Source organism: Halovivax sp., from assembly GCA_007119345.1.
In the GTDB taxonomy this organism is placed as follows: Archaea; Halobacteriota; Halobacteria; order Halobacteriales; family Natrialbaceae; genus Halovivax.
Window position 1 is genome coordinate 1 of record SKPV01000211.1, and the last position, 24,039, is coordinate 24,039.

At 67.3% G+C, this 24,039-nt stretch carries 21 protein-coding genes and 2 pseudogenes; 15 read left to right on the forward strand and 8 right to left on the reverse strand.

All coding sequences use genetic code 11. From position 1 onward, the window contains the following. The 3 genes from QZT59_RS14705 to QZT59_RS14715 all read right to left on the reverse strand — a co-directional run. The coding region (locus QZT59_RS14705; protein ID WP_290818021.1) for a DUF1616 domain-containing protein at positions 1–1,060 on the reverse strand (1,060 nt) is incomplete at its 3' end. Between the two features lie 551 nt (positions 1,061–1,611). After that, positions 1,612–1,887 (reverse strand): PadR family transcriptional regulator, encoded by a 276-nt coding sequence (locus QZT59_RS14710; protein WP_290818024.1) that lies wholly within the window; start codon positions 1,885–1,887, stop codon positions 1,612–1,614. A gap of 231 nt (positions 1,888–2,118) precedes the next feature. Next, a complete protein-coding gene (locus tag QZT59_RS14715; RefSeq protein WP_290818027.1) occupies positions 2,119–2,469 on the reverse strand; it encodes a helix-turn-helix domain-containing protein in 351 nt (116 codons plus the stop codon). Positions 2,470–3,047: 578 nt separating this feature from the next. On the opposite strand from QZT59_RS14715, the gene QZT59_RS14720 reads away from it, so the two are divergent. Both QZT59_RS14720 and QZT59_RS14725 read left to right on the forward strand, forming a co-directional pair. Then, entirely contained in the window at positions 3,048–3,239 is a 192-nt protein-coding gene (locus tag QZT59_RS14720) for a hypothetical protein (protein WP_290818030.1), read from the forward strand. A 255-nt stretch (positions 3,240–3,494) separates the two neighbouring features. After that, the gene (locus QZT59_RS14725) at positions 3,495–3,998 is read left to right on the forward strand and encodes an ArsR family transcriptional regulator (RefSeq protein WP_290818033.1); all 504 of its coding nucleotides are present in this window, start codon (positions 3,495–3,497) and stop codon (positions 3,996–3,998) included. Between the two features lie 96 nt (positions 3,999–4,094). Here the strand turns inward: QZT59_RS14725 and QZT59_RS14730 are convergent, their stop codons facing one another. Next, positions 4,095–4,553, reverse strand: a complete 459-nt coding sequence (locus QZT59_RS14730; protein ID WP_290818036.1) for a helix-turn-helix domain-containing protein — start codon at positions 4,551–4,553, stop codon at positions 4,095–4,097. Positions 4,554–5,017: 464 nt separating this feature from the next. Between QZT59_RS14730 and QZT59_RS14735 the strand changes: the two genes are divergently transcribed. Continuing rightward, a complete protein-coding gene (locus QZT59_RS14735) occupies positions 5,018–5,620 on the forward strand; it encodes a MaoC family dehydratase (RefSeq protein WP_290818039.1) in 603 nt (200 codons plus the stop codon). 412 nt (positions 5,621–6,032) lie between these two features. Here the strand turns inward: QZT59_RS14735 and QZT59_RS14740 are convergent, their stop codons facing one another. After that, on the reverse strand, positions 6,033–6,386 hold the full coding sequence (locus QZT59_RS14740) for a hypothetical protein (RefSeq protein ID WP_290818042.1): 354 nt from the start codon (positions 6,384–6,386) through the stop codon (positions 6,033–6,035). Between the two features lie 323 nt (positions 6,387–6,709). Continuing rightward, positions 6,710–7,659 (reverse strand): annotated as a pseudogene (locus QZT59_RS14745) (NAD-dependent epimerase/dehydratase family protein). A gap of 198 nt (positions 7,660–7,857) precedes the next feature. Between QZT59_RS14745 and allB the strand changes: the two are divergent. Beyond that, positions 7,858–9,228 (forward strand): allantoinase AllB, encoded by a 1,371-nt coding sequence (allB, locus tag QZT59_RS14750; RefSeq protein ID WP_290818045.1) that lies wholly within the window; start codon positions 7,858–7,860, stop codon positions 9,226–9,228. Between the two features lie 65 nt (positions 9,229–9,293). Here the strand turns inward: allB and QZT59_RS14755 are convergent, their stop codons facing one another. Then, a complete protein-coding gene (locus tag QZT59_RS14755) occupies positions 9,294–10,358 on the reverse strand; it encodes a quinone-dependent dihydroorotate dehydrogenase (protein ID WP_290818048.1) in 1,065 nt (354 codons plus the stop codon). A 317-nt stretch (positions 10,359–10,675) separates the two neighbouring features. Between QZT59_RS14755 and QZT59_RS14760 the strand changes: the two genes are divergently transcribed. The 9 genes and pseudogenes from QZT59_RS14760 to QZT59_RS14800 all read left to right on the forward strand — a co-directional run bounded on the left by QZT59_RS14760 (position 10,676) and on the right by QZT59_RS14800 (position 19,491). Next, entirely contained in the window at positions 10,676–11,707 is a 1,032-nt protein-coding gene (locus QZT59_RS14760; RefSeq protein WP_290818051.1) for a monovalent cation/H+ antiporter subunit E, read from the forward strand. Continuing rightward, positions 11,704–11,991: a cation:proton antiporter gene (locus tag QZT59_RS14765; RefSeq protein ID WP_290818053.1), complete on the forward strand. Its 288-nt coding sequence runs from the start codon at positions 11,704–11,706 to the stop codon at positions 11,989–11,991. The genes QZT59_RS14760 and QZT59_RS14765 overlap by 4 nt, the downstream gene beginning before the upstream one ends. Before the next feature lie 116 nt (positions 11,992–12,107). Beyond that, positions 12,108–12,398 (forward strand): annotated as a pseudogene (gene mnhG / locus QZT59_RS14770) (monovalent cation/H(+) antiporter subunit G); the annotation flags it as partial. Positions 12,399–12,529: 131 nt separating this feature from the next. Then, positions 12,530–13,069: a DUF4040 domain-containing protein gene (locus tag QZT59_RS14775; protein WP_290818056.1), complete on the forward strand. Its 540-nt coding sequence runs from the start codon at positions 12,530–12,532 to the stop codon at positions 13,067–13,069. Further along, the gene (locus QZT59_RS14780) at positions 13,069–13,584 is read left to right on the forward strand and encodes an MnhB domain-containing protein (RefSeq protein WP_290818059.1); all 516 of its coding nucleotides are present in this window, start codon (positions 13,069–13,071) and stop codon (positions 13,582–13,584) included. The genes QZT59_RS14775 and QZT59_RS14780 overlap by 1 nt, the downstream gene beginning before the upstream one ends. Continuing rightward, positions 13,584–13,958 (forward strand): cation:proton antiporter subunit C, encoded by a 375-nt coding sequence (locus QZT59_RS14785; protein ID WP_290818062.1) that lies wholly within the window; start codon positions 13,584–13,586, stop codon positions 13,956–13,958. Before QZT59_RS14780 ends, QZT59_RS14785 begins: the two co-directional genes overlap by 1 nt. Then, a complete protein-coding gene (locus QZT59_RS14790) occupies positions 13,951–15,627 on the forward strand; it encodes a monovalent cation/H+ antiporter subunit D family protein (protein WP_290818065.1) in 1,677 nt (558 codons plus the stop codon). The genes QZT59_RS14785 and QZT59_RS14790 overlap by 8 nt, the downstream gene beginning before the upstream one ends. Next, a complete protein-coding gene (locus tag QZT59_RS14795; RefSeq protein ID WP_290818068.1) occupies positions 15,620–17,626 on the forward strand; it encodes a proton-conducting transporter membrane subunit in 2,007 nt (668 codons plus the stop codon). The genes QZT59_RS14790 and QZT59_RS14795 overlap by 8 nt, the downstream gene beginning before the upstream one ends. Further along, positions 17,623–19,491 carry a Na(+)/H(+) antiporter subunit D gene (locus tag QZT59_RS14800; protein ID WP_290818071.1) on the forward strand — a complete coding sequence of 623 codons (1,869 nt, stop codon included), beginning with the start codon at positions 17,623–17,625 and terminating at the stop codon, positions 19,489–19,491. Before QZT59_RS14795 ends, QZT59_RS14800 begins: the two co-directional genes overlap by 4 nt. A gap of 134 nt (positions 19,492–19,625) precedes the next feature. Here the strand turns inward: QZT59_RS14800 and QZT59_RS14805 are convergent, their stop codons facing one another. Further along, positions 19,626–20,738, reverse strand: a complete 1,113-nt coding sequence (locus tag QZT59_RS14805) for an ATP-grasp domain-containing protein (protein WP_290818073.1) — start codon at positions 20,736–20,738, stop codon at positions 19,626–19,628. 995 nt (positions 20,739–21,733) lie between these two features. Between QZT59_RS14805 and QZT59_RS14810 the strand changes: the two genes are divergently transcribed. Both QZT59_RS14810 and QZT59_RS14815 read left to right on the forward strand, forming a co-directional pair. Beyond that, positions 21,734–22,774, forward strand: a complete 1,041-nt coding sequence (locus tag QZT59_RS14810; protein WP_290818076.1) for a glycosyltransferase family 2 protein — start codon at positions 21,734–21,736, stop codon at positions 22,772–22,774. Positions 22,775–22,916: 142 nt separating this feature from the next. Beyond that, positions 22,917–23,990 carry a DUF354 domain-containing protein gene (locus tag QZT59_RS14815; RefSeq protein WP_290818079.1) on the forward strand — a complete coding sequence of 358 codons (1,074 nt, stop codon included), beginning with the start codon at positions 22,917–22,919 and terminating at the stop codon, positions 23,988–23,990. The last annotated feature ends 49 nt before the right edge of the window (positions 23,991–24,039 follow it).

Consider the following 24,039-nt stretch of genomic DNA (forward strand, 5'->3'; position numbering starts at 1 on the left):
CCGCCGCGTCGTCCTCACCGGCCTCGCCGACGACGATGTCGCCGTCGTCGTCGGGGTCTTCGGTCACGTGCGTCCAGAAGTAGACGTCGTGGTCGGCGTCGTCCATTCCGGGGGTCGCGGGGACGTCTCCGGCGTCCGCGTCGTACAGGAGGGCGACGATGCGGACCGTCTCGTTGTCTTCGGCCGTCGGCTGGATCGTCAGCTCTTCGCGCTCGATTTCGCCGTCATCGAGCCGATACTCGATCCGGTCGAGCTCGGTTCGATCCTGGACCGTCCCGTCGTCGACCCGCTGTTGCTGGATCACCACGGTGTAGTTGCGCTCCTCGCCCTCGTTGTTAGCGACCTCGAGAGCCATCGGGATCTCGGCGTCCGGTTCGACGGCCTCGGGCAGCTCGCCGGCGACGTACTCGCCGTCCTCGTCCTCGCCGTAGAGAGCTAACTGGGTGTACTCGGCGCCGGCGAGCGGCGAGGCGAGCGCAAACACCAGGGCGCCTGCGGCCACGCAGACTGCGGCGATCAGCAGGACCGTCGAGAGGCTCGCGACGTTCGCCCGCCCGTCGTAGCCGAGCCGGTCGATCCAGGCGAACGGCCTGGCGACGAATCGCTCCTCGGGGGGCAATCGGAGTCGACGCACGACGCCGAGTTGCGCGGCGACCACCGTCAGTCCGGCGAGGGCGGCGGCCGCCGGGGTACGCTCGAGTCCGACGTCGACGACGCCGGCGGTGATCCCGAAGATGATCGCGATCACCGGCAGGATGGCGATCGATACGGCGAACGAGAGGCCGAGCCGTTCGACGGAGTCGACCCCTCTGGGTCGGTCGGGACCGCCCGTACCGGGTGGAGCCGATCGTTCGGTCGCCGGGAAGAAAATCGAAACGAGCGCGAACCCGGGCAGGAAAAACAACAGCGGAATGGCGGCACCGACCCGAAGCGTGCTCCCCGGCGAGAGCGTGGTGACGGCGTAGTAACAGACGAGTGCGGTCAGCGAGACGGCCGCCAGATCGGCCGGATAGCGGCGGACGATCTCGAATCGCCGACCGGTCTCGGTCGGTGAACTCATCCGATCACCGTCCGTCCGGCGTCCGTCGGCGGGGTCGAGGCGGAGAGCGGGAACTGGAAGCGTGTCATCCTCGAATCGTCGAATCAATCGTCCGTGGTTCGGTTAGTTATGGGCGAGTTACCCGACTCGGGTCGAAATCCGGAATATTCGGATCGAAAGCAGGCGAATCTCGGCACGTCTCGATCGAGCACCGTCGACGATCTGACGGCCGCCACAACGGCCGACGGTGGGGCGCTCGTCCGACGCGCATTCACCGAAAAGCCCGGGGCTTTCGGTCGATCCGCGATCGCACTCGGTGTAGCTCGTCGGATTGCGCCGGAGAAAGGTCGCGATGGCATTGGACGGAGACCGTTCGACGGCCGGCGATTGTCTGCGGACGAACGGCCTCCGAGCGCGGTACCGGCGTGAGAGGCCGGCTGCGGAGCCGCTTTGAGTGGGCACGGGCGCTACTACTGCCGGAGAACGTGGACGCTATCCCCGCTGGAAAACGGTCTGTGCGATATCTCTGCCGGTGGGTGCGAGACTCTCGACGGACGGCTCGACGCGACCGGTCAGAATTCGACGTACTGTTCTTCCCACTCGCGGCGATTCGTGATGCGATCTCGTCCCTCGTCGGTGATCGCGTAGTAATTCGTTCGCCTGTCCAGCTGGCCTTTCTCGACCAGATCTTTGTTGACGAGCGTGTCGAGGTTCGGATAGAGCCGTCCGTGGTTGATCTCCGAACTGTAGTACTTCTCGACTTCGTCCTTTACCGATTGGCCCGACGGTTGGTCGGCGCCGGCGATCACGTACAGGAGGTCTCGCTGGAAGCCGGTCAGATCGTGCATTGCTCAATCGCGTAGACCGTTTCGCTGATTGGATATTTGTTATCCGCATCATACAGCAGTATCAATACACCTTTCAAGCTAAATTCGGCTTCTGAAACGGTCTTCGAAATCGACCGTCCCGTTTTCCAACGATTTTCGAACTCGGGGTCGATCGCCCGGATCCGTACTGGTCCGACGGCTGATCGGCAGGGTGCCGACGGTCCGTACCCGCGACGAGTGCGTTCTCGCCCGCTACGCGTCGGGTCCGGTCACGGATACCTCGATCCCGTTCGGTTCGATGTGGACGCGGACCTCTTCGACCGTCGCTCTGTACGCGGTGGTGTGAGAGCCACCTTCCTCGAAGCGGACGCACTCTTCGAGGAGGTCGCCGTCGAGCAGGTCGTTGATCCGCCGATACACCGTCGCGGACGAACAGTCGGTGCGTTCGGTCAGTTCCTTCGCCGTTCGGGGACCGTCCTGCGTGGCGACGAGGATCGTTCGCGAGCACTCGTTGCCGAGGACGTCGAGCCGGACGGCCGGCTCGACCGTCGAGTCCGATCCCGCGTCCGTTCGGTGGCCGGGAGAGCTCGGTTCGCTCGACATCGTTAGGCCCCGCCGACGGTCGTTGCTGCGTATTTCGACGCCGCGTACGGCGCGAACGGGACGATCGAGTCCGCGTAGGCACGATGACGCTCCATCTGGCACGACGGTTACGTCGGAGAGTATTTTATAACGATCCACATTCCAAAACGAAACGTCGATCTTCGATACGGAAATTCGGGATTTCCTGGGGGTCGTCGTTCGCTCCGTGGGCGGCAACCCTCCGTAAGGATCTCTTACGCCTCGGAACTCGCGACGAAACCCGGTTAAGGGTTCTTGGGACTCGTCCGATATCGGTCTCGTGACTGCGGCTATTGCACTTCGAGCGGGCCTCGGGCGACGAAATACGCTATTTCCGCCGGTCAGTCCCGATCGGACCGGGTGAACAGTCTGTCGCCTTTATTCGAGTCCCGCCGCCTGGCTGTAGTGATGCCCGTCGAAACCTCTCGTCGCCGTCCCGCCGTGGCGGGAGGTGGTGTCTCCGACCGCACCGCGCGGAACGGGGCATCGGGACGACGGACGGGTGATGGACCGGCGTCGACTCTGGAGACGTCGACAACCATTCAGCGACCGAGACAGCTATGAAATCGAGACAACACAACTGGACCCCCATGGAATCGTCGACGACTGGTACCCGCTGCCGGAAGTGCGGAACCCACGTCACGCAACAATTCGCGCGCGTCTTCGGCGACAACGGCGACGTCGTGCACGGCTGTCCGGCCTGTACGACCTACCGGGAGATGCAGTCCGGCGGCCACCTCCCGGGCGAGTGACCGATCGGCGCCAGCCCGAACGGCGGGTTCGAAACCGTCTCGCGCTCTGACCCCCCGATCGCGGCGACCCGGTCCCGGCGACCGGACGGATTCGGAGTCGAGCCGTCGTCGGCGACCGGCGTATTCTCGAAATATATAAATGTCGCGTTGACGTCTTTCACCACGTTAAAGGGGCCACTAGCCGAACCGGTGAGCACCAATGACCAGAGGTGGTGGATCGATGTCGACGACTGAGACGACGCTCGACGGATGACGATGTCGGTACAAACGGACCGGGACGGGGAGCTCGCGGAGAGTGAGATCTTTCACATCCTGGGAAACGACCGGCGTCGCGCGATCGTATCGCTCCTCGCCGACAGGCGCGAACGCGTCGAGGTTTCTGAGATCGCGACGGCGATCGCAGAGCGCGAGTCGGAGACCGCACAGGTGCCGAATAACCTCTACAAGAGCGTCTACGTCTCCCTCCAGCAAACCCACCTTCCACAGTTAGAGGAGGACGACGTCATCGTCTACGATGCCGAAGAGAAGACGATCAGACCGGGGCCCCACTTCGAGGAGGTTCGCGGCTACATCGAGTCGGCCGAGTCCGCGGAGGACCACGTCCTCCTGTTCTCGCTCGCCGTCGCCGTCGGGGGTCTGGTTGCGGTCATCTTGAGCGGCCTCGGGCTGCCGCTGGTCACCGCGGTCGATCCCTTGCTCTGGGGCGTCGTGTCGCTGCTCGCCGTCGCTGTGGCCTGCCTGTACGGTTTGCTCGGCTGACCGGTTTTCTCGGCTGACCTGTTCATCTGTCTGACCGCTGGCCCGACCGACCGCCTCACCTGGCTGATAGCTCGCCCGGTTGATCGGCTTCCGACGTCACTCGCTGCGACCCTGTTCGGACGAGCGCGAGGCGGGCGGCTCGTTGCCCGGGAGGCAGATCAGGTTCTCCCGTCCCAGGCGGAGTTTGGTGATCTCGTCGTCCGATTCCAGGTCCGCCAGCAGCCGGCTGACCTTCGCCTTCGACCACTCCACCGATTCGACGATCTCCGTCTGTCTCATCCGTCCGCCGTTTTCCTCGATGAGCGCGTGGACCCGCTCACGGTCGGTGACGATCTCCGATTCGGGTTCGTCCCGATCGACGGGTCCCCTCTCGCGCCGTCGGTCGAGGCGGTTCTGCGCGATGAGTATCGCGCCGATGACCGCGAGCAGACCGATGCCGATACCGGCCACTACCGTCGAGGCGTCGGCCGCGCCGGTGACGTCGATCCCCGGCGCGACCGGGAGAACGATCCATCCGTCGGTCCGGCCACCGATCGCTCGGGACCGCGCCTCCACGATCGATGTCGCCCGTTTTAGTGGTCCGTCCATTGTAACGTAGATAGTCGGTGGGAGTCGACGTTCGGCGTGTCCAAACGTAACGCCAGCCGGTCACAAAGCACTTTTTCAGTCGATTCGGTGTTACTCCCGCTCGTGGAATTCACCTCGAATAATCCGTTTCCTGTCATTCGACGCTCGGACCCGGGACGGAATCTCCCCGACCGTCCTCTCGCCGTGCGATTCCGTTCGAACCGACGTCGAGGGTTCGAACCGGCCTCGACGATCGAACGGTTTCGCAGACGGATCGTCACCGCGGTCGAACGGTCTCATTCAGGCTCACGTTTTCCACGAAACCCGAAGCGATGCTGGCAGAACGTTTATTTCTCCACGCGCTAAGGTTGGGATGAGGTAACACGTTTCGTCCGATCTCTCACGCTGCCCGCTCCGTGGGGGCGCGGTTCGGACGGCCGCCCATCCAACAGATGACCCCGCTAATCGAAACCTTCCGGGCCTGGTCCCGAGTCTCGGATCACGTCGTCTCCAGCATGGTCCAGGCGAACAGAGCGACCGCCGCGGCGATGCGTCCGGTCGAGTGGTCGAACGGCGAGTACCGCGACGTCGAATCCGTCGAGCACCGGCGCCCTGGCTGGGAGTTCGAACGGTCCGTCGACGACGTCGAAGCGATCGACGTCGGCGACGTGATCACGTTCACGAAGACCGTAACCGACGACGACGTCCGCCAGTTCGCCGATGCGAGCGGCGACACCAACCGACTGCACCTCGACGACAGCTTCGCGGAGGAGACGCGGTTCGGCGGCCGAATCGCTCACGGGACGCTGGTCGGCGGGTTGATCAGCGCCGCCCTGGCCCGCTTGCCGGGTCTCACGATCTACCTCTCCCAGGACCTCGAGTTCGTGGCGCCGGTCGAGATCGGTGACGAGGTCACCGCGACCGTCGAGATCGTCGAGGCCCTCGGCGACGACCGGTACCGCCTCGAGACCCGCGTCGAGCGGGGAGACGAGCTCGTCGTCGACGGAGAAGCGGTCGTGATGGTCGACGCGCTTCCCGAAACGGACGACCGTTGAGAGGCTCGCGATCGGGTCGGCGATCTCGACGGTCGCTTCGAACTCGGTGATCTCGTCGACTTCCTCGTTGGCCGTCCGGGACTTCAGTTCGATCGCTCGAACGACCTCGTTCGCCTCACTGGCGTTCATCACGTCCTGGTCGGCGGCGTCTTCCCACGACCCCTCGGACGTTTCTAGCACCCAACTTGTCACGACGCCCACGCGTGACGCTGGTCGGACGAGTCGTCGACCGTTCGACGGTCCAACGGCGATCGCCGCAAGAGTCGACCGTCGTTCCCGGCCGTAGTGAGCGATTGACCGATCCGGACCGGTTGGCAGGCTCGACGGCCGAAGGGTCTGAAGCGGCGGCGAAGGCTCTGAAGCGTGGACGGCGATATCGAAGCGTGGCCAGCGATATCGAAGCCCTGATTCCTCAGACGCCGGGAACGCCGATCGCGCCTAATTCGATCGGCGTGAGTAACGCGACGATCGACAGCACGATGAACACCGATACCCAGGCCACGAGCGTGATGCCGATCGCCTGGGTCCAACCGCCGGGATATCGCCAGTTGACCACCGCCAGGTACGCGAGGAGCGCGAGCAGCGGTCCGAGCCCCGGGATCCAGCCGAGGAACAGGGCGACGACGGCCCAGATGATGGCGCCGATCAACGCGGTCACGATCGCGTAGGTGTAGTCCTCCACGTCGACGATAATCTTGGCACCGAGGTAGATGCCGAGCGCGCCGATTAGCAAGCTCACCGCGAAAATCACGAGGCTGGCGATCATGGACGAACGGTTGCCAGCGACGCCGTTAGTTATCTCTCACGTACTCGGAACGGTCGACCCCCGCGAGCGGCGGCGAGGCCGCGCTTTCGCGAGTACGGACGGGCCCCTTCCGGGAAATACCAGCGTAACCGAGTCAAAACACTGGCTGTCGATGGTTCCCCTTCAGCTGCTCGATCCGGGAGACCGGCGGCCGGGAAATTCCGATCCGGGAAATCGACGGTGGCCCAGAAACTCCGTTCCGGGAGACGGTTGTGCCAGCAGGAGCCGATTTCGGGAGACCGACGGCGGTCGGGAACTCGCGTTCTGGCTCTCCGACGGCGGGCTCACGCCGTCCGGTCGGAAGTCGCCGTTCTCGTCCGGCGTGCGGAGAGCGATCGGAGTCCGTCCTCGAGTTCCACCGTCGGTTCGTAGCCGAGTCGACGGCTCGCCCGGGAGAGATCGGCCACGCTGTGGCGGACGTCGCCCGGTCTGGGGTCCTCGTGGACGATCGGCACGTCGGCGCCCGTCGCGTCGCGGACGGTCTCGGCGAGCTCTCGGATCGAGGTCCGCGTGCCTGAACCGACGTTGTAGGCCGCGCCCACGTCGTCGGTCGTCGCCGCCAGCAGGTTAGCGCGCACCACGTCGTCGACGTGGACGAAATCGCGTGTCTGCTCCCCGTCGCCGTTTACGGTAATCGGGTCGCCCGCCCGGGCCTGCGAGAGGAACGTCGAGATCACGCCGCTGTACGGGCCGCGCCGGTCGGGTCCGAAGACGTTGAAGTATCGCAGCGCGACCGTCGGGAGTTCGTACAGATCGGCGTAGCGCCGAGCGTACTCGTCGGCCGCCGATTTCTGGACGGCGTACGGCGAACGGGGCTCGAACGGTGCCGTCTCCGCGATCGGCAGCTCGTCCGCGGAGCCGTAGACGGCGGCGCTCGAGGCCAGAACCACGCGGGCGTCCTCCTCGCGGGCGCGATCGAGGACGGCCAGCGTCCCGTCCAGGTTCGTCGCGTTGGTTTCCCGGGGGTGCTCGACGGTTCGTCCGACGTCGACCACCGCGACCTGGTGAAAGACGACGTCGACGTCGGCCATCGCGCGTTCGAGCGCTCCGCCGTCGGGGACGTCCCCGACGATCGTCGTCGCCGCGTCGGGAACGGTCGCCCGGGATCCGGTCGACAGTTCGTCGAGCACGCGGACCTCGTTGTCGTCGACGAGCGCCTCGGTCAGGTGACTGCCGATGAACCCGGGCCGCCGGTGACGAGGATCGTTCGGTCCGACGGTCGATGTGATGGCATTTTCGGGAGTCGACCACGGACGATCGAATTACTATCCCGCCGATACTCGCGCGAAGTGCGATCCTGGCTCGCCCCATCCCGGCGGAAGTCGATACCTACGCCAGGGCTGTGGCGGTACCGAACCCATCGGTACCCGGCTTCAGACGCATCCGGGACGCCTTCAGAAGCTATTTCCCCGGGCGTCGGGAACTTCGGTCGATGACCGTCGACCTCGTCGTGCGAAACTGTACCGTCGTCACCCCGGAGGGGCGGACGTCCGACGCGGGCGTCGCGGTGGAGGACGGGCGGATCGTCGGGCTCGCGAGGACCGATCGGCTGCCGGAGGCCGACCGCGTGTTCGATGCGGGCGGTCACGTCCTCGTCCCGGGGATCGTCGACTGTCACATCCACAACCGGGAACCCGGACTCGAGTACAAGGAAGACTGGGAGTCGGCGACCCGGGCCGCCGCGGCCGGCGGCGTGTGCACCGTCGTCGGGATGCCGAACACGGATCCGATAATCGACCGCCCGGAACGCCTCGAGCTGAAGTTCGAGCGCGGCGAAGCGAGCGCCCGCGTCGACTTCCAGAGCTACGCCGTCGTCACCTCCGAGAACCTCGACCGGATCCCCGACCTCGACGACGCCGGCGCGCTCGGCTACAAGATCTTTCTCGGATCCACCGTCGGCGACGTTCCGGCGCCCACCGACGGCGAGATCCTCGAGGCGATGGAGCTCGTCGGGGAGACCGGAAAACGCCTCGGCTTCCACGAGGAGAACGGCGAGATCATCGACCACTACGAGGCGGCCTACCGACAGGCGGGGAGGAACGAACCGATCGACTTCGCGCACTCCCGGCCGGTGATCGCCGAGCGGGAGGCGATCGAGCGGATGATCACCTTCGCCGAGGAGACCGGGGCGAAAATCCACATGTACCACGTCTCCTCTGGCTCGGGCGCCGAAGCCGTCGCCCGCGGCAAGGCGCGGGACGTCGACGTCACGGCCGAGACCACGCCCCACTACCTCTGGTTCACGGAGGACGTACTCCGCGAGAAGGGTAACGTCGCCAGGATTCAACCGCCGATCCGCGACGCGGCGGAACGCGAGCGCCTCTGGGCGGCGTTCGAGGACGGCGCGATCGACTGCGTCGCGACGGACCACGCCCCGCACACGGACGAAGAGAAGCTGGTCGACGATCCGTTCGGAAACACCTGGGACGCCATCTCCGGCTTCGTCGGCCTCGAGACGGAGGTGCCGGTCATGCTCACGTTCGTCGCCGAGGGCCGGCTCTCCCTGGAGGAGTGGGTGTACCGTCACTCGACTCGTCCGGCCCAGGTCTGGGGGATGTATCCGCGGAAGGGGTCGCTCCAGATCGGTACCGACGCCGACTTCACGATCGTCGATCCCGATCTCGAGTGGACGCTCGAGGATCGTCACGACCTCCACTCGAAGAACTGCGTCACCCCGTTCGAGGGCGAATCGTTCACCGGGAAAGCGGTCGCCACGGTCGTCCGTGGCGAGGTCGTCTACGAGGATGGCGAGGTCGTCGGCGAGTCCGGGTTCGGGACGCGAGTGGACGTGAACGACGACTAGGATCCGACGGATTCGAACCCGCACCGCGCCTATCCGACGGCTTCGAACCCGCGCCGCACTGACGGTTACTGCAGATCCGCCCCGACGGCGTCTTCGACCGATCCGAATCCGTCCCGGTCGAGCAGCTCGACCAGTCCCTCGTTGATCCGCCGGGCGGTCGAGGGTCCGTGATAGACGAAGCCGGTGTAGAGTTGGACGAGCGACGCGCCGGCCCGGATCTTCGCGTACGCGCTTTCCGCCGAGTCGACGCCACCGACCCCGATGATGGGCAGGTCCGTGTACTCGGCGAGCGCGCGGATCACGTCTGTCGACCGGTCCTCGAGGGGCTTCCCGCTCAGCCCGCCCCACTCGTCGCCGTTCGGCGACGCGATCCCCTCGCGCGAGGTCGTCGTGTTCGTCGCGACCGCGCCGTCGAGTCCGAACTCCTCGACGATGTCCACGAGTTCGTACAGCGACTCGCGCGGGGAGTCCGGGCCCACTTTCACCAGTACGGGTTTGTCGTCCGCGTTCTCCGCTTCCAGCGTCTCGAAGATCGCTCGGAGGTGCTCGGGGTCGTCCTCGTCGAACTCGTCGGGCGTGTTGGGACAGGAGACGTTGACCACGAAGTAGTCGCCGAACGGGTAGAGGCGATCGAACACGCGCCGGTAGTCCTCCAGCGCCTCCCGCTCGTCGGAGGTGTTCATCTTGCCGACGTTGACGCCGAGCGGGACGTCGGGACGCTCCTCCGCGGCGAGGCGCTCGCGTACGCGTTCCATTCCGTGGCCGTTGAAGCCCATCCGGTTGATCATCGCCTCGTCCTCGCGGAGCCGGAACAGTCGCGGTCGGTCGTTTCCGGCCTGCGGGTACGGGGTCACCGTTCCGATCTCGACGAAGCCGAACCCGAGATCCGCGAGCGCGCGGGTCACCTCCGCGTTCTTGTCGAACCCGGCAGCGACGCCGACGGGGTTCGGGAACCGGGTCCCGAACAGGTCGACCTCGAGGGCCGGGTGGCGATACCGATACCGCGAACGAACGGCCACGCGGGTCGGTCCGGTGGCCTGCAGCCCGCGGAGCACGCGCTTGCCGAGCCCGTGGGCCGTTTCGGCCGGGAGCGAGAACGCGAGCGGTCGTACTCGCGCGTAGAGCGTCATCGCCCTGGAGTGGGGGCGAACGCTACGTAAACCCCTCGAAGGACGCCGGTGAGCTGTGACGCCGGCTCGCCCGCTCGAACGACGGCGCGTGACACCCGGTCGACGACGGCCCGCGCGCGATCGCGGACGTGGCGTCCTCGGCTCGATGCCGTGGTGTCACTCGCTACCGTACGACGCAATATTCGCCACCGTCGACCCGTCGAATCGCGGTTTCGGTCGGCGAATAACGAAATGGTTTTCCTGTGGGTGCCGCTTGAGTCGACTAACAGCTACCAGCACCATGCACAACGAACGTCGGTTCGCCGGCGGTGAGGTCGGTGGCGGCTGAGCGTCTTCTCGTTCCGGTGTCGGAGTCGGTGACGCTCCGGCAAACGATCGCACACGCGACCCGAACGTTACGCGAGGACGACGGGGCCGGGACGCTTCACCTCGTGACGGCCGTGCCCTACGACGCCGGCGTTCCCGAGGGACGGCGGGCGATTTCGGCGTCCGAGACGCTGCTCGACAGGGCGGCGTCCTGGGCGCGCGAGGACCTCGCCGACTCGAACGTCTCCGTCGCCACCGCCGTCCTCGGCAGAGACGAGTACCTGTTCGGTCCGCGCGATTACGCACGCGTGCTCGAGGAGTACGCCGACGAACACGACATCGAGCGACTAATGTTCGACCCCGAGTATCAGCCGGGCGGCACGGTCCCGATTCTGCAGCCGCTCGAACGCGAACTCGAAGCGGAGGGTCTCGCGTGCGAGGAAGCGCCGGTCGACCGGCCGGCCAGACACGAGCGACTGGTCGGGAAGGCCACGTTCGATCGCGTCTTCGCGCTCTTCTGGATCTCCTACGGCTTCTACCTGGTCCTGGGCGACCCGACTTACTGGTTCGACCTGGTGACCGGAGCGGCCGTCGCCGGTATCGTCTCGCTGACGCTCGCTCAGATCACGTTCTCGACCCCTCCACGGCGGATCCAGTCGCCGATCCGGGTCGTCCGATTCTCCCTGTACGTACCGTACCTCATCTACGAGATCGTGAAGGCCAACCTGCTGATCTCGGTCGTCATCTTGCGTCCGTCGATGCCGATCGATCCGAAGCTCACGCGAGTGCGCGCTCGCGTTCGGAGCGGCCTCCCGATGCTCGCGCTCGCGAACAGCATCACGCTCACGCCCGGGACCCTCACGGTACGGGCGAACGACCAGCGTCTGATCGTCCACACGCTCATTCCGGACGCCCGCGAGGACCTCTTCGGCGGTCGACTCGAGCGCGCCGTCAGGTTCGTCTTCTACGGCCGCGACGCGGCCCGCATCCCGACGCCCGAAGAGCGCGGCGATACGGACGTTCTCGGAGGTGACGAGCGATGACGCCCGAGTGGATCACCGTCGAGGACGTCTTCCTGGGCGCAGCGGCGCTGTTCGTCGTCCTCGCCATCGCGATGTTCTATCGGGCGGTGAAGGGCCCGACCACGCAGGACCGCCTGCTCGCGGTGAACGTTCTCGGGACGAACACCGTGGTCATCCTGGCGCTGCTCGCGGCCGGCCTCGACGAGCCCTGGTTCCTCGACGTCGCGCTGATCTACGCCCTGTTGAACTTCTTGATGGCGGTCGCCGTCTCGAAGTTCACGGTCGAGCGGGGTGGTGTGCTGTGATCGCCGGCGACGGCTCGCCGGACATCGCGAGCGAGTACGGGGCCGCGATAGAAACCGCGCCGGTCGCCCTGATCGAAACGGGCGGCGCCCTCGACGAGCTGCGCTTCTGGGCGATCATGGTATTGGTCGCCCTGGGCCTGTTCTTCACGTTCGTCTCGGCCGTCGGCGTCCTCCGGCTACCGGACGTCTACTCGCGAGCACACACGGCGTCCCAGACCGACACGCTGGGGGCGGGGATGGCCCTCGCCGCCGTGGCCCTCGCGTTCGGCTGGCAGCACGCGAGCATCTACACCGTCCTCCTGTTGTTCTTCGTCTTCATCACGAATCCCACGGCGGCCCACGCGATCGCCCGCTCGGCCTCGGAGACCGGCATCGAGCCCTGGACGCCGGCGACCGACCACGACGGCGGCGTGGGGGTAGCCGATACCGAGGGCGCCGACGACCAGTACGAGGATGGTACCGCGACGGACGGAGGTCGACACGACGCGGCGCCGAGCGACGTCCGGGACGAACCCGACGCCGCCGGAGGTGGCGACGAATGAGCGCCGTCGCGTTCACGCTGGCGATCTTCGTCGTCATCACCGCCGTCGCCACCGCGCTGTTTCGGGACGTCCTGTCCGCGATCGTCGTCTTCGGGGCCTACAGCCTGGGGATGGCGATCATCTACACGTTCCTTCTGGCGCCGGACGTCGCCATGACTGAGGCGGCGATCGGCGCGGGCGTCACGACGATCTTGCTCTTGCTGACGATCGCCCGGACGACGCGCCCGACTTCCGAGCGGACGTTCGAGCGGATCAACGTTCCCGCCGCGCTCGCCGCGGGCGCCTTCCTCGTGGTGACGATGGTCGGGATCTTGCCCCACATGTACGAGGTCGGGGATCCGACGGCGCCGGTCTGGTCGAACGCCGAGGTCACCCAGCACTACCTGGAGAGCACCTACGCCGATACCGGCGTCCAGAACGCCGTGACGGCCGTGCTGGCGGCCTACCGTGGGTTCGACACCTTCGGCGAGGCGGTCGTCGTCTTCGCCGCCGGGGTGGCGGTCCTCACCGTCCTGAAACGGGAGGTGTTCACCTGATGGCCGATCCCGTCGACGACACCTACACCGAGAGCCAGGTGATCATGACGGCGGTGAAGATCATCGCCCCGTTCACGCTCACCTACGGGCTGTTCATGACGTTCCACGGGGCTGACACGCCCGGCGGCAGCTTTCAGGGCGGCGCGATCATCGGCGTCACAATCTTGATGCTCGCGTTCGCGTTCGGGATCGAGCCGACGAGACGGTGGCTCAAAAACTCGCTCGTCACGGTCCTCGTGACCGGCGGCGTCGCGGTGTTCATCGGCGTCGGCTTCGCCGCGATGGCTCTGGGCGGGAACTTCCTCCAGTACGACCGCTTCGCGGAGGAACTCGGCATCCCCGACGGGACGAAGTGGGGGATGGAGGCGATCGAAATCGGCGGCATCGCGCTGATCGTCGCGGGTGTCGTCGTGACGCTGTTCTTCGCGACGGCGGCCGGCTTTCCGCCGGAACTGCGGGAGGGCGCCGGCGACGACGAGTCGGAACGAGACCGACGAACCGGAGGTGACGACTGATGGTACTGGAGATCCTCGCGACGAAGTACGCGTACGTGACGATGTTCGTCCTGCTGGCGATCGGCCTCTACATGATGATCGCCAGCCAGAACCTCGTGAAGAAGATCATCGGGGTGAACCTCTTTCAGACGGCCATCTTCCTCTTTTTCGTCTCGGTGGCCTACGTGGAGGGCGGCTCCTCGCCGGTCGTGCCGACGGACCCGAACCCGGGAGAACTGATCCTCGCCAGCCCCCTTCCGCACGTCATCGTGCTGACCGCGATCGTCGTCGGCGTCGCCCTAACCGCGGTCGGGCTGGCGCTGGTCGTCCGCATCTACGCCGAGTACGGTACCTTGCGCGAGGACACACTCAGGGAGGTGCGTGCCGATGAGTGACCTCGCCGCCCTCGGACCGCTGGTGGTCGACGTCGACGCGTCGACGTCTGCGCTCCCGGGCGTCGAGGCGCTCCCGGCGCTGCTGATCGTCGTGCCGATTCTGGCGGCGACGGTACCGCTCGTGCTCGGCCTGAAGTTCGAGCGGACCGGCTGGTCCGTCGCGCTGGTGACGTGTCTCGGCCTGTTCGCGGCGACGATCGCCGTCGCTCGCGACGTGTTTACCGCCGGCGAACAGCGGACCGTCTACCACGAGGTCGGCGGCTACCCGGCGCCGTACGGCATCGAGCTCGTCGCCGACGAGTTCTCGACGATGATCGCCCTGCTGATCGCCGGCACCGCACTCGGGGTACTCGCGTACACGCGCGTGGGCGGTCCCCGCGGGTCGACGTTCTACGCGGGCTACCTGCTGCTGACCGGCGGCCTGTTCGGACTCTCGTTCACGGGGGACGCGTTCAACATGTTCGTCTTCCTGGAGATCGTCGGCCTGGCGACCTACGGGCTGGTCGCGAAGGGCGACGCCGCCGAGTCGGCCGTCGCCGCGCTCAAGTACCTGATCCTGAGCACGCTCGGCGCCTCGCTGTACCTGCTGGGGGTCGGGCTGCTGTTCATGGCGACCGGCCACCTGAATATGGAGTACCTGGGCGATGCGATCGCCGAGGGCGTCGACAGTCCGGAGCTGGTCGCGGCGTCCTTCGCGTTCGTCTTCGTCGGCTTCGCGATCAAGGTCGCCCAGTGGCCGCTGCACACCTGGCAGCCGGACGCCTACCAGCGCGCCCCCGACGGCGTGACGCCGCTGATCGCGGCGCTCGTCTCGACGGTCTCCGCGTACGCGCTGGGTCGGGTCCTGTTCACCGTCTACGGCCCCGAGTTCGTCACCGAAACGCCGTTCGTCCGGGAGGTCATCCTGACCGTGGGCGTCGCGAGCGTGATGGCGGGTTCGATCACGGCCGTGATGCAGCGTGACGTCAAGCGGATGCTCGCGTACTCGTCGGTCTCGCAGTTCGGCCTGATCGTCGCGGCGTACGGGATCGCGACCCAGACCGCGCTGATCGGCGCGATCGTCCACCTGATCGGTCACGGGCTGATGAAGGCGGGACTGTTCATGGGCGTCGGCGTCGTCGCCGCGGGCTACGGCGCCCGCCGCGTGCGAGAGTACGCCGGCCTCGCCGACCACCGGCCGGTCGCCGCCGCGTCGATCGCCGTCCTCGGGATCGCGCTGATCGGCATCCCGCCGTCGATCGGGTTCGTCGGGAAGTGGTACATCGCGCTCGGCTCCGTCCAGGCCGAGGTCTGGACGGTCGCGGCCGTCATCTTCCTGTCGACGATGCTGACGCTGCTGTACGTCGCTCGCCTGCTGGAGGCGATGTACTTCACGCCGGCGACGCCGACCGAGTCGCCACACGCGCCGGGGCTGGCGACGGACGGCGGAGCGCCGATCGAACCCGACGGCGGGGACGAGTCGGCCGATGGCGCTCCCTCGGACGGCTCCGGTTCCGGCGGCGTCGCCCGCACGGCTGGTGGCGAGGGCGTCGACGCGAGCGCCGTCTCGTTCGGCATGCTCGCGATCGTCGTCGCGACCGCCGTCCTGGCCGTCGCGCTCGGCTTCGCCGGCGAGCCGTTCTGGGACGCGCTGGAACCGTTCGTCGAGGAGGTGTTCGCAGATGAGTGAGCTGGTCGCCGACCCGCGTCCGCTGGCCGCCGTGCTCGTTTCGGCGCTCGCGGTCGTCCTGATCGTCGCGTCGTATCGCCACCCGAACGTCCGCGAGGGTTGGTCCGTACTGGCCGCCCTGGCAAAATTCGGCATCGTCGCCAGCATGCTCCCGGGGGTCACCGACGGGACGGTGTACTACTGGAGCCTGGAGGAGGCGACCGGACACACGTTCGTCCTCGGCGTCGACTTCGCCCTGCGCGCGGACCCGCTGGGGATGCTGTTCGCGCTGCTCGCGAGCTTCCTGTGGATCTTCACCTCGTTCTACGCGGCGGGGTACATGCGCGGGCTGGACGAGCACGCCCAGACGCGGTTTTTCGCTGCGTTCGCGGCGAGCCTCTCGACCGCCGTGGGCATCGCGTTCGCGTCGAACCTGCTCGTGATCTTCATCTTCTACGAGCTGCTCAGTCTCGTCACCTACCCGCTGGTCGCGCACAACGAGGACGACGAGGCCCGGATCGCGGGCCGGAAGTACCTCGCGTACACGTTCTTCGGCGGCGGCGTCTTCCTGCTCGCCGGGACCGTGCTGGTCTACTGGCTGACCGAGGTGCACGCCGGCGAGGGCACCCTCGCGTTCGAGGCCGGGGGCATGCCCGCCCTGGCGGACGCCGCGGCCGTCGAGCCGGCGTTCGCCCAGCTCGCGTTCTTCCTGTTGATCGCCGGGTTCGGCGTGAAGGCGGCCGTCATGCCGCTTCACTCCTGGCTGGCCGACGCGATGGTCGCGCCGACGCCGGTGTCCGGACTGCTCCACGCCGTGGCCGTCGTCAAATCCGGCGCCTTCGGCGTGGCGCGGGTCTACCTCGACACCGTCGGTCCGGACACCATCCGCGAGATCCCGCTCTCGGTGCCCGCGGTCGGCGACGTCGGTCTCAACGTTCCGGTCGCGATCATGGCCGCGTTCACGCTGGTGGCGGCGAGCGTCATCGCGCTCCGGAAGGATCACCTCAAGCGCCGGCTCGCGTTCTCGACGACCGCCCAGCTATCGTACATCGTCCTCGGGCTGTCGATCATGAACCCGTTCGCGATGCTCGGCGCACTGTTGCACATTCCCGCTCACGCGTTCGGGAAGCTGACGCTGTTCTTCTGTGCCGGGGCGGTCCACGTCGAGACCCACACGGACTACGTCAGCGAGATGGCCGGCGTCGGCAAGCGGATGCCGCTGACGATGTCCGCGTTCGCGATCGGCTCGGCGGGGATGGCCGGAATGCCGCTCGTGGCCGGCTTCGTCAGCAAGCTCTACCTGCTGATCGGGGCCGGGAACGTCGGCGGCGGCTACTGGCTGTTCTCGACGGCGCTGATCGTCTCCGGGATCCTCAACATCGCGTACCTGTGGCCGGTCGTCTACACGGCGTTCTTCGAGAGCGAGGACCGCCACGACGCGAAGCCGCTCCTCGAGTTCCCGCCCGGCGGGACGCGCCGCTCCTACGGCGTGACGGAGGGGATGGCGACCGACGGCGGTGAGCGAACCCGCGGTTCGCGATCCTCGTCCGATCTCCGATCCGACGGCGGGCAGCCCCAACCCGCCGACGACGACGAGGACGAGTCCGAGGGCAAGGGCGCCGGGACGCCCACTGACGTGGACGAGGATGCGAGGTCCGTCGGCGACGCCGACGGGGACGAGCCCGGGTACGCCGTCGATCACCATCCCAGCGACGCGGACGTCCCCTTCGGCGCCGACGAACCGGATCCGGCGGGTCACGGGGCTCACGCCCAGGATCACCACGATCACGGCGACCACCACGACCACCACGGCGGACCGCCGCCGGGCGGCTGGGAGCGGCGCGACCCGTTCTCCGAGAGCACGTGGCTCATGGTCATGCCGATCGCCGTCATCGCGACGGGCGCCGTGGTGCTCGGCGTGGTCCCCGACCACGCCGTCTTCCTCGAACTCGCGAACCAGATCGTCGAGGACGTCACCGGAACTAACGTCCTCGAAGAGACGGGGGTGTTCGAGGAATGATCGAGGAGCTCGCGACGACGATCTATCCGCCCGCGCTGATCTTCGCGGCGGCGCTACTGATCCTCGTGGTGCCGCGGATCGTCGGGTTCGCCCTGGGTGCGGCGAGCCTCGGCTGGGTGATGGTCGTCGCCTGGGTCGCACCCGAAGGCGTTCACCTCGAGGGCACGTTCCTCGGGTTCGCCGTCCAGCCGTTCCTCGTTGACGAGTACACGAGCTTCGTCGCGCTGGGGCTGGCGTTCCTGGGAGCGTTCGCGGTCGTCTACGCCCACTCGAGCGAGGCATCCAGGGAGATGACGGCCATCGCGCTGGCGTACGTGGCCAGCACGATCGCCGCCGTTTTCGCCGGCGACTGGCTCACGCTCGTGTTCGCCTGGGAGCTGATGGCGATCACGTCCACGGTGCTCGTCTGGCACTACGGCGGCGACGCCGTTCGCGCGGGTTACCGCTACGCGATCGCTCACGGCATCGGCGGCAGCCTGGTGCTGTTCGCGGTGATCGCCCACTACGCTGGGACCGGGAGCTTCGTCTACGGCGACGGCGTGGAGTACGGAGAGGCGATCATCACCGGCGGCATCTCCGGTGCGTTCGGCGGTCTCCCGATGATCCTCGCCGTCCTCGGGATCGGCGTCAACGTCGCGTTCGTCGGGTTCCACACCTGGTTGCCCGACACCTATCCGCGGCCGCACTTCGCCGCCTCGGTGTTCCTGGCGGCCTTCACGACCAAGACCAGCGCCTACGTCCTGCTGCGGGCGGTGCCCGAGGGGAACCTCTACCTCGCGTACATGGGCGGGCTGATGGCCGTCTACGGCGTCGTCTTCGCGCTGCTCCAGCACGACATGCGTGCGCTGCTGTCCTATCACATCCAGGCCCAGCTGGGGTACATGGTCGCCGGCATCGGCATCGGGACGGCCATCGGCGCCGCGGGCGCGATGGGCCACCTGTTCAACAACGTGCTCTACAAGAGCCTGCTGTTCATGGCCGTCGGGGTCGTCATCTACCGGACGAACGAGAACGACCTCTACAAGCTCGGCGGGCTCTGGCGCGAGATGCCGATCACCGCGATCGCGTTCGCCATCGGCGCGCTCTCGATCACCGCCGTCCCCGGCTTCAGCGGGTTTATCAGCAAGGGGATGATCCTCGACGCCGCGAATCCCGGCTACTACGGGACGACCGAGTACCGGGCGCTGTACTGGCTGCTGTTCATCGGGGCGATCGGTACCTTCCTCTCGTTCATCAAGCTGGGGTACTACGTGTTCTTGCACGGGCCGAGCGAGCGATCCGTACTCGATTCGAAGCTCGGACAGTCGACCTCGATGCTCACCGTCGGCGGGGCCTGCGTCTTGCTCGGACTCCCGTTCGTGGGGTGGCCGATCTTCACCGACCTGTTGCCGCTCGTCGACGGCACCGGATTCGCCGGCCTGCCGGACGCGCCGGAGGCGCTCGATCCGTACAGCGCGAGTCACCTGCAGGACGCGGCCATCCTGATCGCCGTCTCCGTCGTCGGCTTCAAGCTCATCCGCAAGCCGCTGTCGAAGATGGACTACCCCGACCCGGCGTTCGTTCTCAGCCCGGCGACGTTCTACCTCGGGCGCGCGACGATGCTCGCCGTCACCGAACTCTACGCCGCGGTCGACCGCGCGGTCGTCGGGCTCGTGGTCCGGTGCTACTGGATCGGAAACAATCCGGTGCTGGCGGTCGAGCGCGCCGCCCGGTACGTCCCCGGCGTCGGGCTGCACCCGAACGGCGGTCGGCCCACCGACGGCGGCGCGCCCTCGCGGCTGTACCTGCGGGCGACGATCGGGCTCACCGTCCTCTTCGTCACGGTGATCCTCACCCTGGTCCTCCTGCTGGTGCTTTCTGGGTGAGGCCGACCCCGACGATTCGCCCCGCGGGCGACGTCGTCGGGGCGACTCCCGCGCGGATCACCCACGGACGCGATCGGACGTCCCTCTCGCGCGGACGACGCTCGGAACGCGATCGGGCGTCACTCTCGCGTGTATCACTGCCGGAGGGTGACCGTTCGCCCGGCGGGCGTCTCGATCAGTTCCTGCCAGTATCGCCGCATCGAGGTTCCCCACGCGACGTCGGGTTCCTCGACGGGTCGGTCCAGGGCGTGACGCAGTCCCATCGCCGGCAGATTCGCGCCGGCACCGACGGAGAGCGAGATCGATCCGGAGACGTAGGGCGCGATCTCGACGAGCTTCGGTCGGTCGTCCGCGTCGTATCGAAACCGCAAGGTGACGTTGTACTCGAGGTCGAGCGCGGCGACGATCGCCCGCGCGTTCGCGATCAGACGCTCGTCGTACTCGACGGTGCCCGCGACGGTCGCGCCCGCGCTGGTCCGCTCGCGCCGTCGCGCTACGACGGCCGGGACGGCGACGTCGGTGGCGACGATGTCGACCCCGTACTCGGGGCCGGGCAGGTGTTCCATCACGACGAACTCGGGGAAGGTGGACAACTCGTCCGTAATCGCGAGAACGGTTTCGAGAGTCGTCTCGAGGGTTCCGGGACGGCTCTCGGCCGGCAGTTCGGTACGGTCGGCGGTGGAACGGAGGATACGGACGCCGTCCGCTTCGTCGTCCCCGGATCTCGCGATCCGGACCGGTCGCTCGGGGTACCCGAGGCGTTCGACGGCGGCGACGAAGTCGTCGCGTTCGTCGACGCACCCGAAGTCGGGGGCGGCGGCGAACTGGTTTCGCTCGAGGAACCGGTAGAGCCGTCCGCGCTCGCTCGCGATCGAGAGGGGGTCGGGATCGGAAACCATCACGGTCACGCCCCGGTCGGCGAACTCGGCTTTCGCCTCGGCCAACGGCTCGAGGTCGTCACGTTCGGTCGGGAAGATCACGTCGACCGCCTCGCGCGCGACGAGATCACGGACGCTGTCGAGGTATCCCTCGGCTCTCCCGTGGGGGACGGCGTACGACTCGTCGACCATGGCGAATCCGTAGGCGTCCTCGTGCGCGTCGGCGCCGACGAGGGTCGTCCGGAGGCCCGATCGTTCGATTCCGGTGAGGATGCCGGCCGCCCCCGGCGTACCGGCTCCGGTGAGGAGGACGGTCGCGCCGGCGGCGTCGTCGGTCGCCGGCGCCGGAGACCGCTGCGGTCGTGACATGCGTCGTCCTGACTGTTCCGAGGACGACCATATTTCGTGACCGCCTACCATCGGCCATCGATCCGTAGCGTCGGGCTACGCGTCGGTGGAACCGATCGGTCTGCCGGTAAGCGAGACGTTTCGCCGCGGGGATTCGCGCTCGCGTCGCCGTTTCCGAGACGTCGTCACGACCGACTCCGGGCCCCGGCCCGTCACCATCGAGGTTCCCGTCGGTATCGACCGTCGACGTTGACCACGACGTCCTCACGCACTCCGTGGCGGGTCTCCCCAGCGACGGATCGGCCGAGCGCTCCGTCCGAACGAACTCCCGTCTTCGAGTGACGCCGACCGGAGCCGACCTCCGTCGCAGTCGCACTCGCCCGGCGCTGTCTCGTGCTCGCCCGGCGCTGTCTCGTGCTCGCCCGGCGCTGTCTCGTGCTCGCCCGGCGCTGTCTCGTGCTCGCTCGGCGGTAGAGCGGTTCGCGGAAGCCGCCTCCTCGGGACACCTCGACGTGGGTCGGTGTCGATGCTCCCCTCGACCGAAATCGCGTTCACGACCGATTCTCGGTGAGTTCGCCCGGCCGCGATCGAGTTGTTCCCGGGCGGATCCTCGGACGAGCCCCGACGCGTCCTCCCGAAGAGCCCCGACGCGTCCACCCGACCACCGCCGACGAATCGCCTACTGACTCCCGACGGGTCTTCCGGACTAGCGGCTCGGACTCTCTCACGACGGTCGGAAGCCCGCCCGAGCCTGCGGGACCGGAACCGAGACGAACGCAGCACAGGCGGTCGCCAGCGGGTCGCCGTACGGCCGGTTTCGGCCTGTTCGCGCCCCGTACCGCACGTCGACGTCCGCCTGCGGGAATCTCCGACGGATAGCGCGCCCTTATTCGGCCCACAGGTCGGGAATAACAATGCGTCGGCGGACGCACCCGAACGGTAGATGATCGAGACTGGACGTCGAGCGCGGGCGATCGATCGAGGCGGAACCCGGAACGGAGGCGGGTAGTCGAGTCATGTATCGCGATCACACCGTCGCCGTCGTGGTGCCGGCGTACAACGAGGAGGGTTTCGTAGGAGAGGTCATCGACACCGTCCCGGACTTCGTCGATCGCGTCTACGCCGTCGACGACCGCTCGACCGACGCGACCTGGGACGAGATTCGACGTCACGCCTCCCGCGAGACGCACCCCGCGGACGAGGTCGCTCCAGGGGGCCGGTCCGTCGCGGCGGGGGCGGTCGAAGGGGCCAGAACCGACGGAAGCGGCGTCGAAACCGGCAGTGATGTCGTCCCGATCCGTCACGAGGAAAACCGCGGGGTCGGCGCGGCGATCACGACCGGCTACCGGCGGTCCCTCCAAGACGGGATCGACGTGACCGCGGTCATGGCCGGCGACGGCCAGATGGACCCCGACCAGCTCGACCGTCTGCTCGATCCGATCGTGGAGGGTCGGGCCCACTACGCCAAGGGCAATCGGTTGCTCGGGCGCGAATATTACGAGGAGATGTCCGCGTTCAGGCTGTTCGGTAACGTGACGCTCTCGGTGTTGACGAAGATTTCGTCCGGCTACTGGGAGATGCTCGATCCGCAGAACGGCTACACCGCGATCTCGCGGGAGGCGCTCGAGGCGGTCGACCTCGACGCGCTGTACGAGGAGTACGGCTTCTCGAACGACCTGCTCGTCGCGCTGAACACGCGCGAACTGCCGATCGCCGACGTCGCGATGCCCGCCGTCTACGGCGAGGAACGGAGTCACATCGAGTACCGCACGTTCGTCCCGAGACTCTCCTGGCTGCTCTGGCGGCGCTTTCTTAACCGCCTCGGCGTTCGGTACCTCCTCCGGGACTTCCACCCCCTGGTCGGCCTCTACGCTCTCGCGGCCGCCGGCGTCGCGGCGGCGATCGGGGCCGTCGCCGCCGCGTTCGGTCGGGACGAATCGTCGTCGGCGACGGCCGTTTCCGCGGCCGTGCTGTTCGTCTGTTCGGCCACCGCGTTGGTGCTCGCGATGGTGTTCGATCGACAGGCGAACGAGGGGCTCGTGGTGAGCGACGAATGACGGGTGAGAGGAGGCCCGATGGAACGCGACGGCTACCGGCCGAGCGAGGGTTTGTCGGTGAGCGACGACTGACGGGCGAGCGAGGGGCTATCGGTGAGCGACGGCTACGGACCGAGCGACGGTCGCCGGAGGTGAGCGACGGATGAGGATCGTCGTGACGATCCAGCACCCGGCGCACGTCCACTTCTACCGCCACGCGATCGATCAGCTCGAGGCGGACGGTCACGACGTCTTCGTGTTCGCCAGGGAGAACGACGTCGCCGTCCCGCTGCTCGAAGCGTACGATATCCCGCACGAGGTTCTGGCCGGCCCGCAGCGATCGCTCGCGGGGCTCGCACGGGTGCAGTTGACGTACGAGCTTCGGTTGTTGGGACGCGCTCGACGGATCGACCCCGACGTCATGACGGCCATCGGCGGCGTCGCCGTCTCCCACGTCGCGCCCCTGGTCGGCGCCCGGAGCGTCGTCTTCGTGGACAACGAGGGCATCACCTCTCACCGGCTGATGGCGCCGTTCGCCGACGCGATCGCCACGCCCCGGAACTTCGAGGACGACTTCGGCGACGCGCACGTGCGCTACGACGGCTTCCAGGAGCTCGCGTACCTTCACCCCGATCGATTCGATCCCTCGCCCGACCGACTCCGCGAGTTCGGGGTCGATCCGGACGAACGGTACTTCTTTTGCCGATTCAAGACGTGGGACGCGCTACACGACGTCGGAGAGGGTGGGCTCTCGATCGACGGCAAGCGGGAACTGGTCTCGCTGCTCGCCGACCGCGGTTCGGTCTACATCTCGAGCTCGGACGAATTGCCCCCTGATCTCGAACGGTACCGGTCGCCAGTCCCGCCGACGGCGGCGCACGATCTGCTCTACTACGCGGACTGCTACGTCGGCGATTCGGCGACGATGGCGACCGAGGCCGCCCTCCTGGGGACGCCCGCCGTCCGCGTGCAGTCGTTCGCCGGCGACGGCGACATGAGTAACTTTCGCCTCCTCGAAGAGGAGTACGGACTGCTCCGGTCGACGGCCGACGAGCGCGAGGCCATCGACCTCGTCGAGGAGCTGGCGTCGGATCCGACGGCCACCGACCGCTGGGCCGACCGGCGCCAACGGCTGACGGCCGAAAAGGTGGACGTCACGTCGTACGTGGTCGAACTACTGACGGGAGCCGGAACGTCGCGGCCGACCGAGCGTCGCGTGGCCGCTCCCGAACCCTAGATCGCGCCCGGTCGGGGTGGTTATTCGGGCTCTGTCGAGCGTCGGCCTG

Bases quoted from the DNA above. Each gene is read 5' to 3' on its own strand.
- QZT59_RS14710 (WP_290818024.1), bottom strand. From the start codon at position 1,887: ATGCACGATCTGACCGGCTTCCAGCGAGACCTCCTGTACGTGATCGCC.
- QZT59_RS14715 (WP_290818027.1), bottom strand. From the start codon at position 2,469: ATGTCGAGCGAACCGAGCTCTCCCGGCCACCGAACGGACGCGGGATCG.
- QZT59_RS14720 (WP_290818030.1), top strand. From the start codon at position 3,048: ATGAAATCGAGACAACACAACTGGACCCCCATGGAATCGTCGACGACT.
- QZT59_RS14725 (WP_290818033.1), top strand. From the start codon at position 3,495: ATGTCGGTACAAACGGACCGGGACGGGGAGCTCGCGGAGAGTGAGATC.
- QZT59_RS14735 (WP_290818039.1), top strand. From the start codon at position 5,018: ATGACCCCGCTAATCGAAACCTTCCGGGCCTGGTCCCGAGTCTCGGAT.
- QZT59_RS14740 (WP_290818042.1), bottom strand. From the start codon at position 6,386: ATGATCGCCAGCCTCGTGATTTTCGCGGTGAGCTTGCTAATCGGCGCG.
- allB (WP_290818045.1), top strand. From the start codon at position 7,858: ATGACCGTCGACCTCGTCGTGCGAAACTGTACCGTCGTCACCCCGGAG.
- QZT59_RS14755 (WP_290818048.1), bottom strand. From the start codon at position 10,358: ATGACGCTCTACGCGCGAGTACGACCGCTCGCGTTCTCGCTCCCGGCC.
- QZT59_RS14765 (WP_290818053.1), top strand. From the start codon at position 11,704: ATGACGCCCGAGTGGATCACCGTCGAGGACGTCTTCCTGGGCGCAGCG.
- QZT59_RS14775 (WP_290818056.1), top strand. From the start codon at position 12,530: ATGAGCGCCGTCGCGTTCACGCTGGCGATCTTCGTCGTCATCACCGCC.
- QZT59_RS14780 (WP_290818059.1), top strand. From the start codon at position 13,069: ATGGCCGATCCCGTCGACGACACCTACACCGAGAGCCAGGTGATCATG.
- QZT59_RS14785 (WP_290818062.1), top strand. From the start codon at position 13,584: ATGGTACTGGAGATCCTCGCGACGAAGTACGCGTACGTGACGATGTTC.
- QZT59_RS14790 (WP_290818065.1), top strand. From the start codon at position 13,951: ATGAGTGACCTCGCCGCCCTCGGACCGCTGGTGGTCGACGTCGACGCG.
- QZT59_RS14795 (WP_290818068.1), top strand. From the start codon at position 15,620: ATGAGTGAGCTGGTCGCCGACCCGCGTCCGCTGGCCGCCGTGCTCGTT.
- QZT59_RS14800 (WP_290818071.1), top strand. From the start codon at position 17,623: ATGATCGAGGAGCTCGCGACGACGATCTATCCGCCCGCGCTGATCTTC.
- QZT59_RS14805 (WP_290818073.1), bottom strand. From the start codon at position 20,738: ATGTCACGACCGCAGCGGTCTCCGGCGCCGGCGACCGACGACGCCGCC.
- QZT59_RS14810 (WP_290818076.1), top strand. From the start codon at position 21,734: ATGTATCGCGATCACACCGTCGCCGTCGTGGTGCCGGCGTACAACGAG.
- QZT59_RS14815 (WP_290818079.1), top strand. From the start codon at position 22,917: ATGAGGATCGTCGTGACGATCCAGCACCCGGCGCACGTCCACTTCTAC.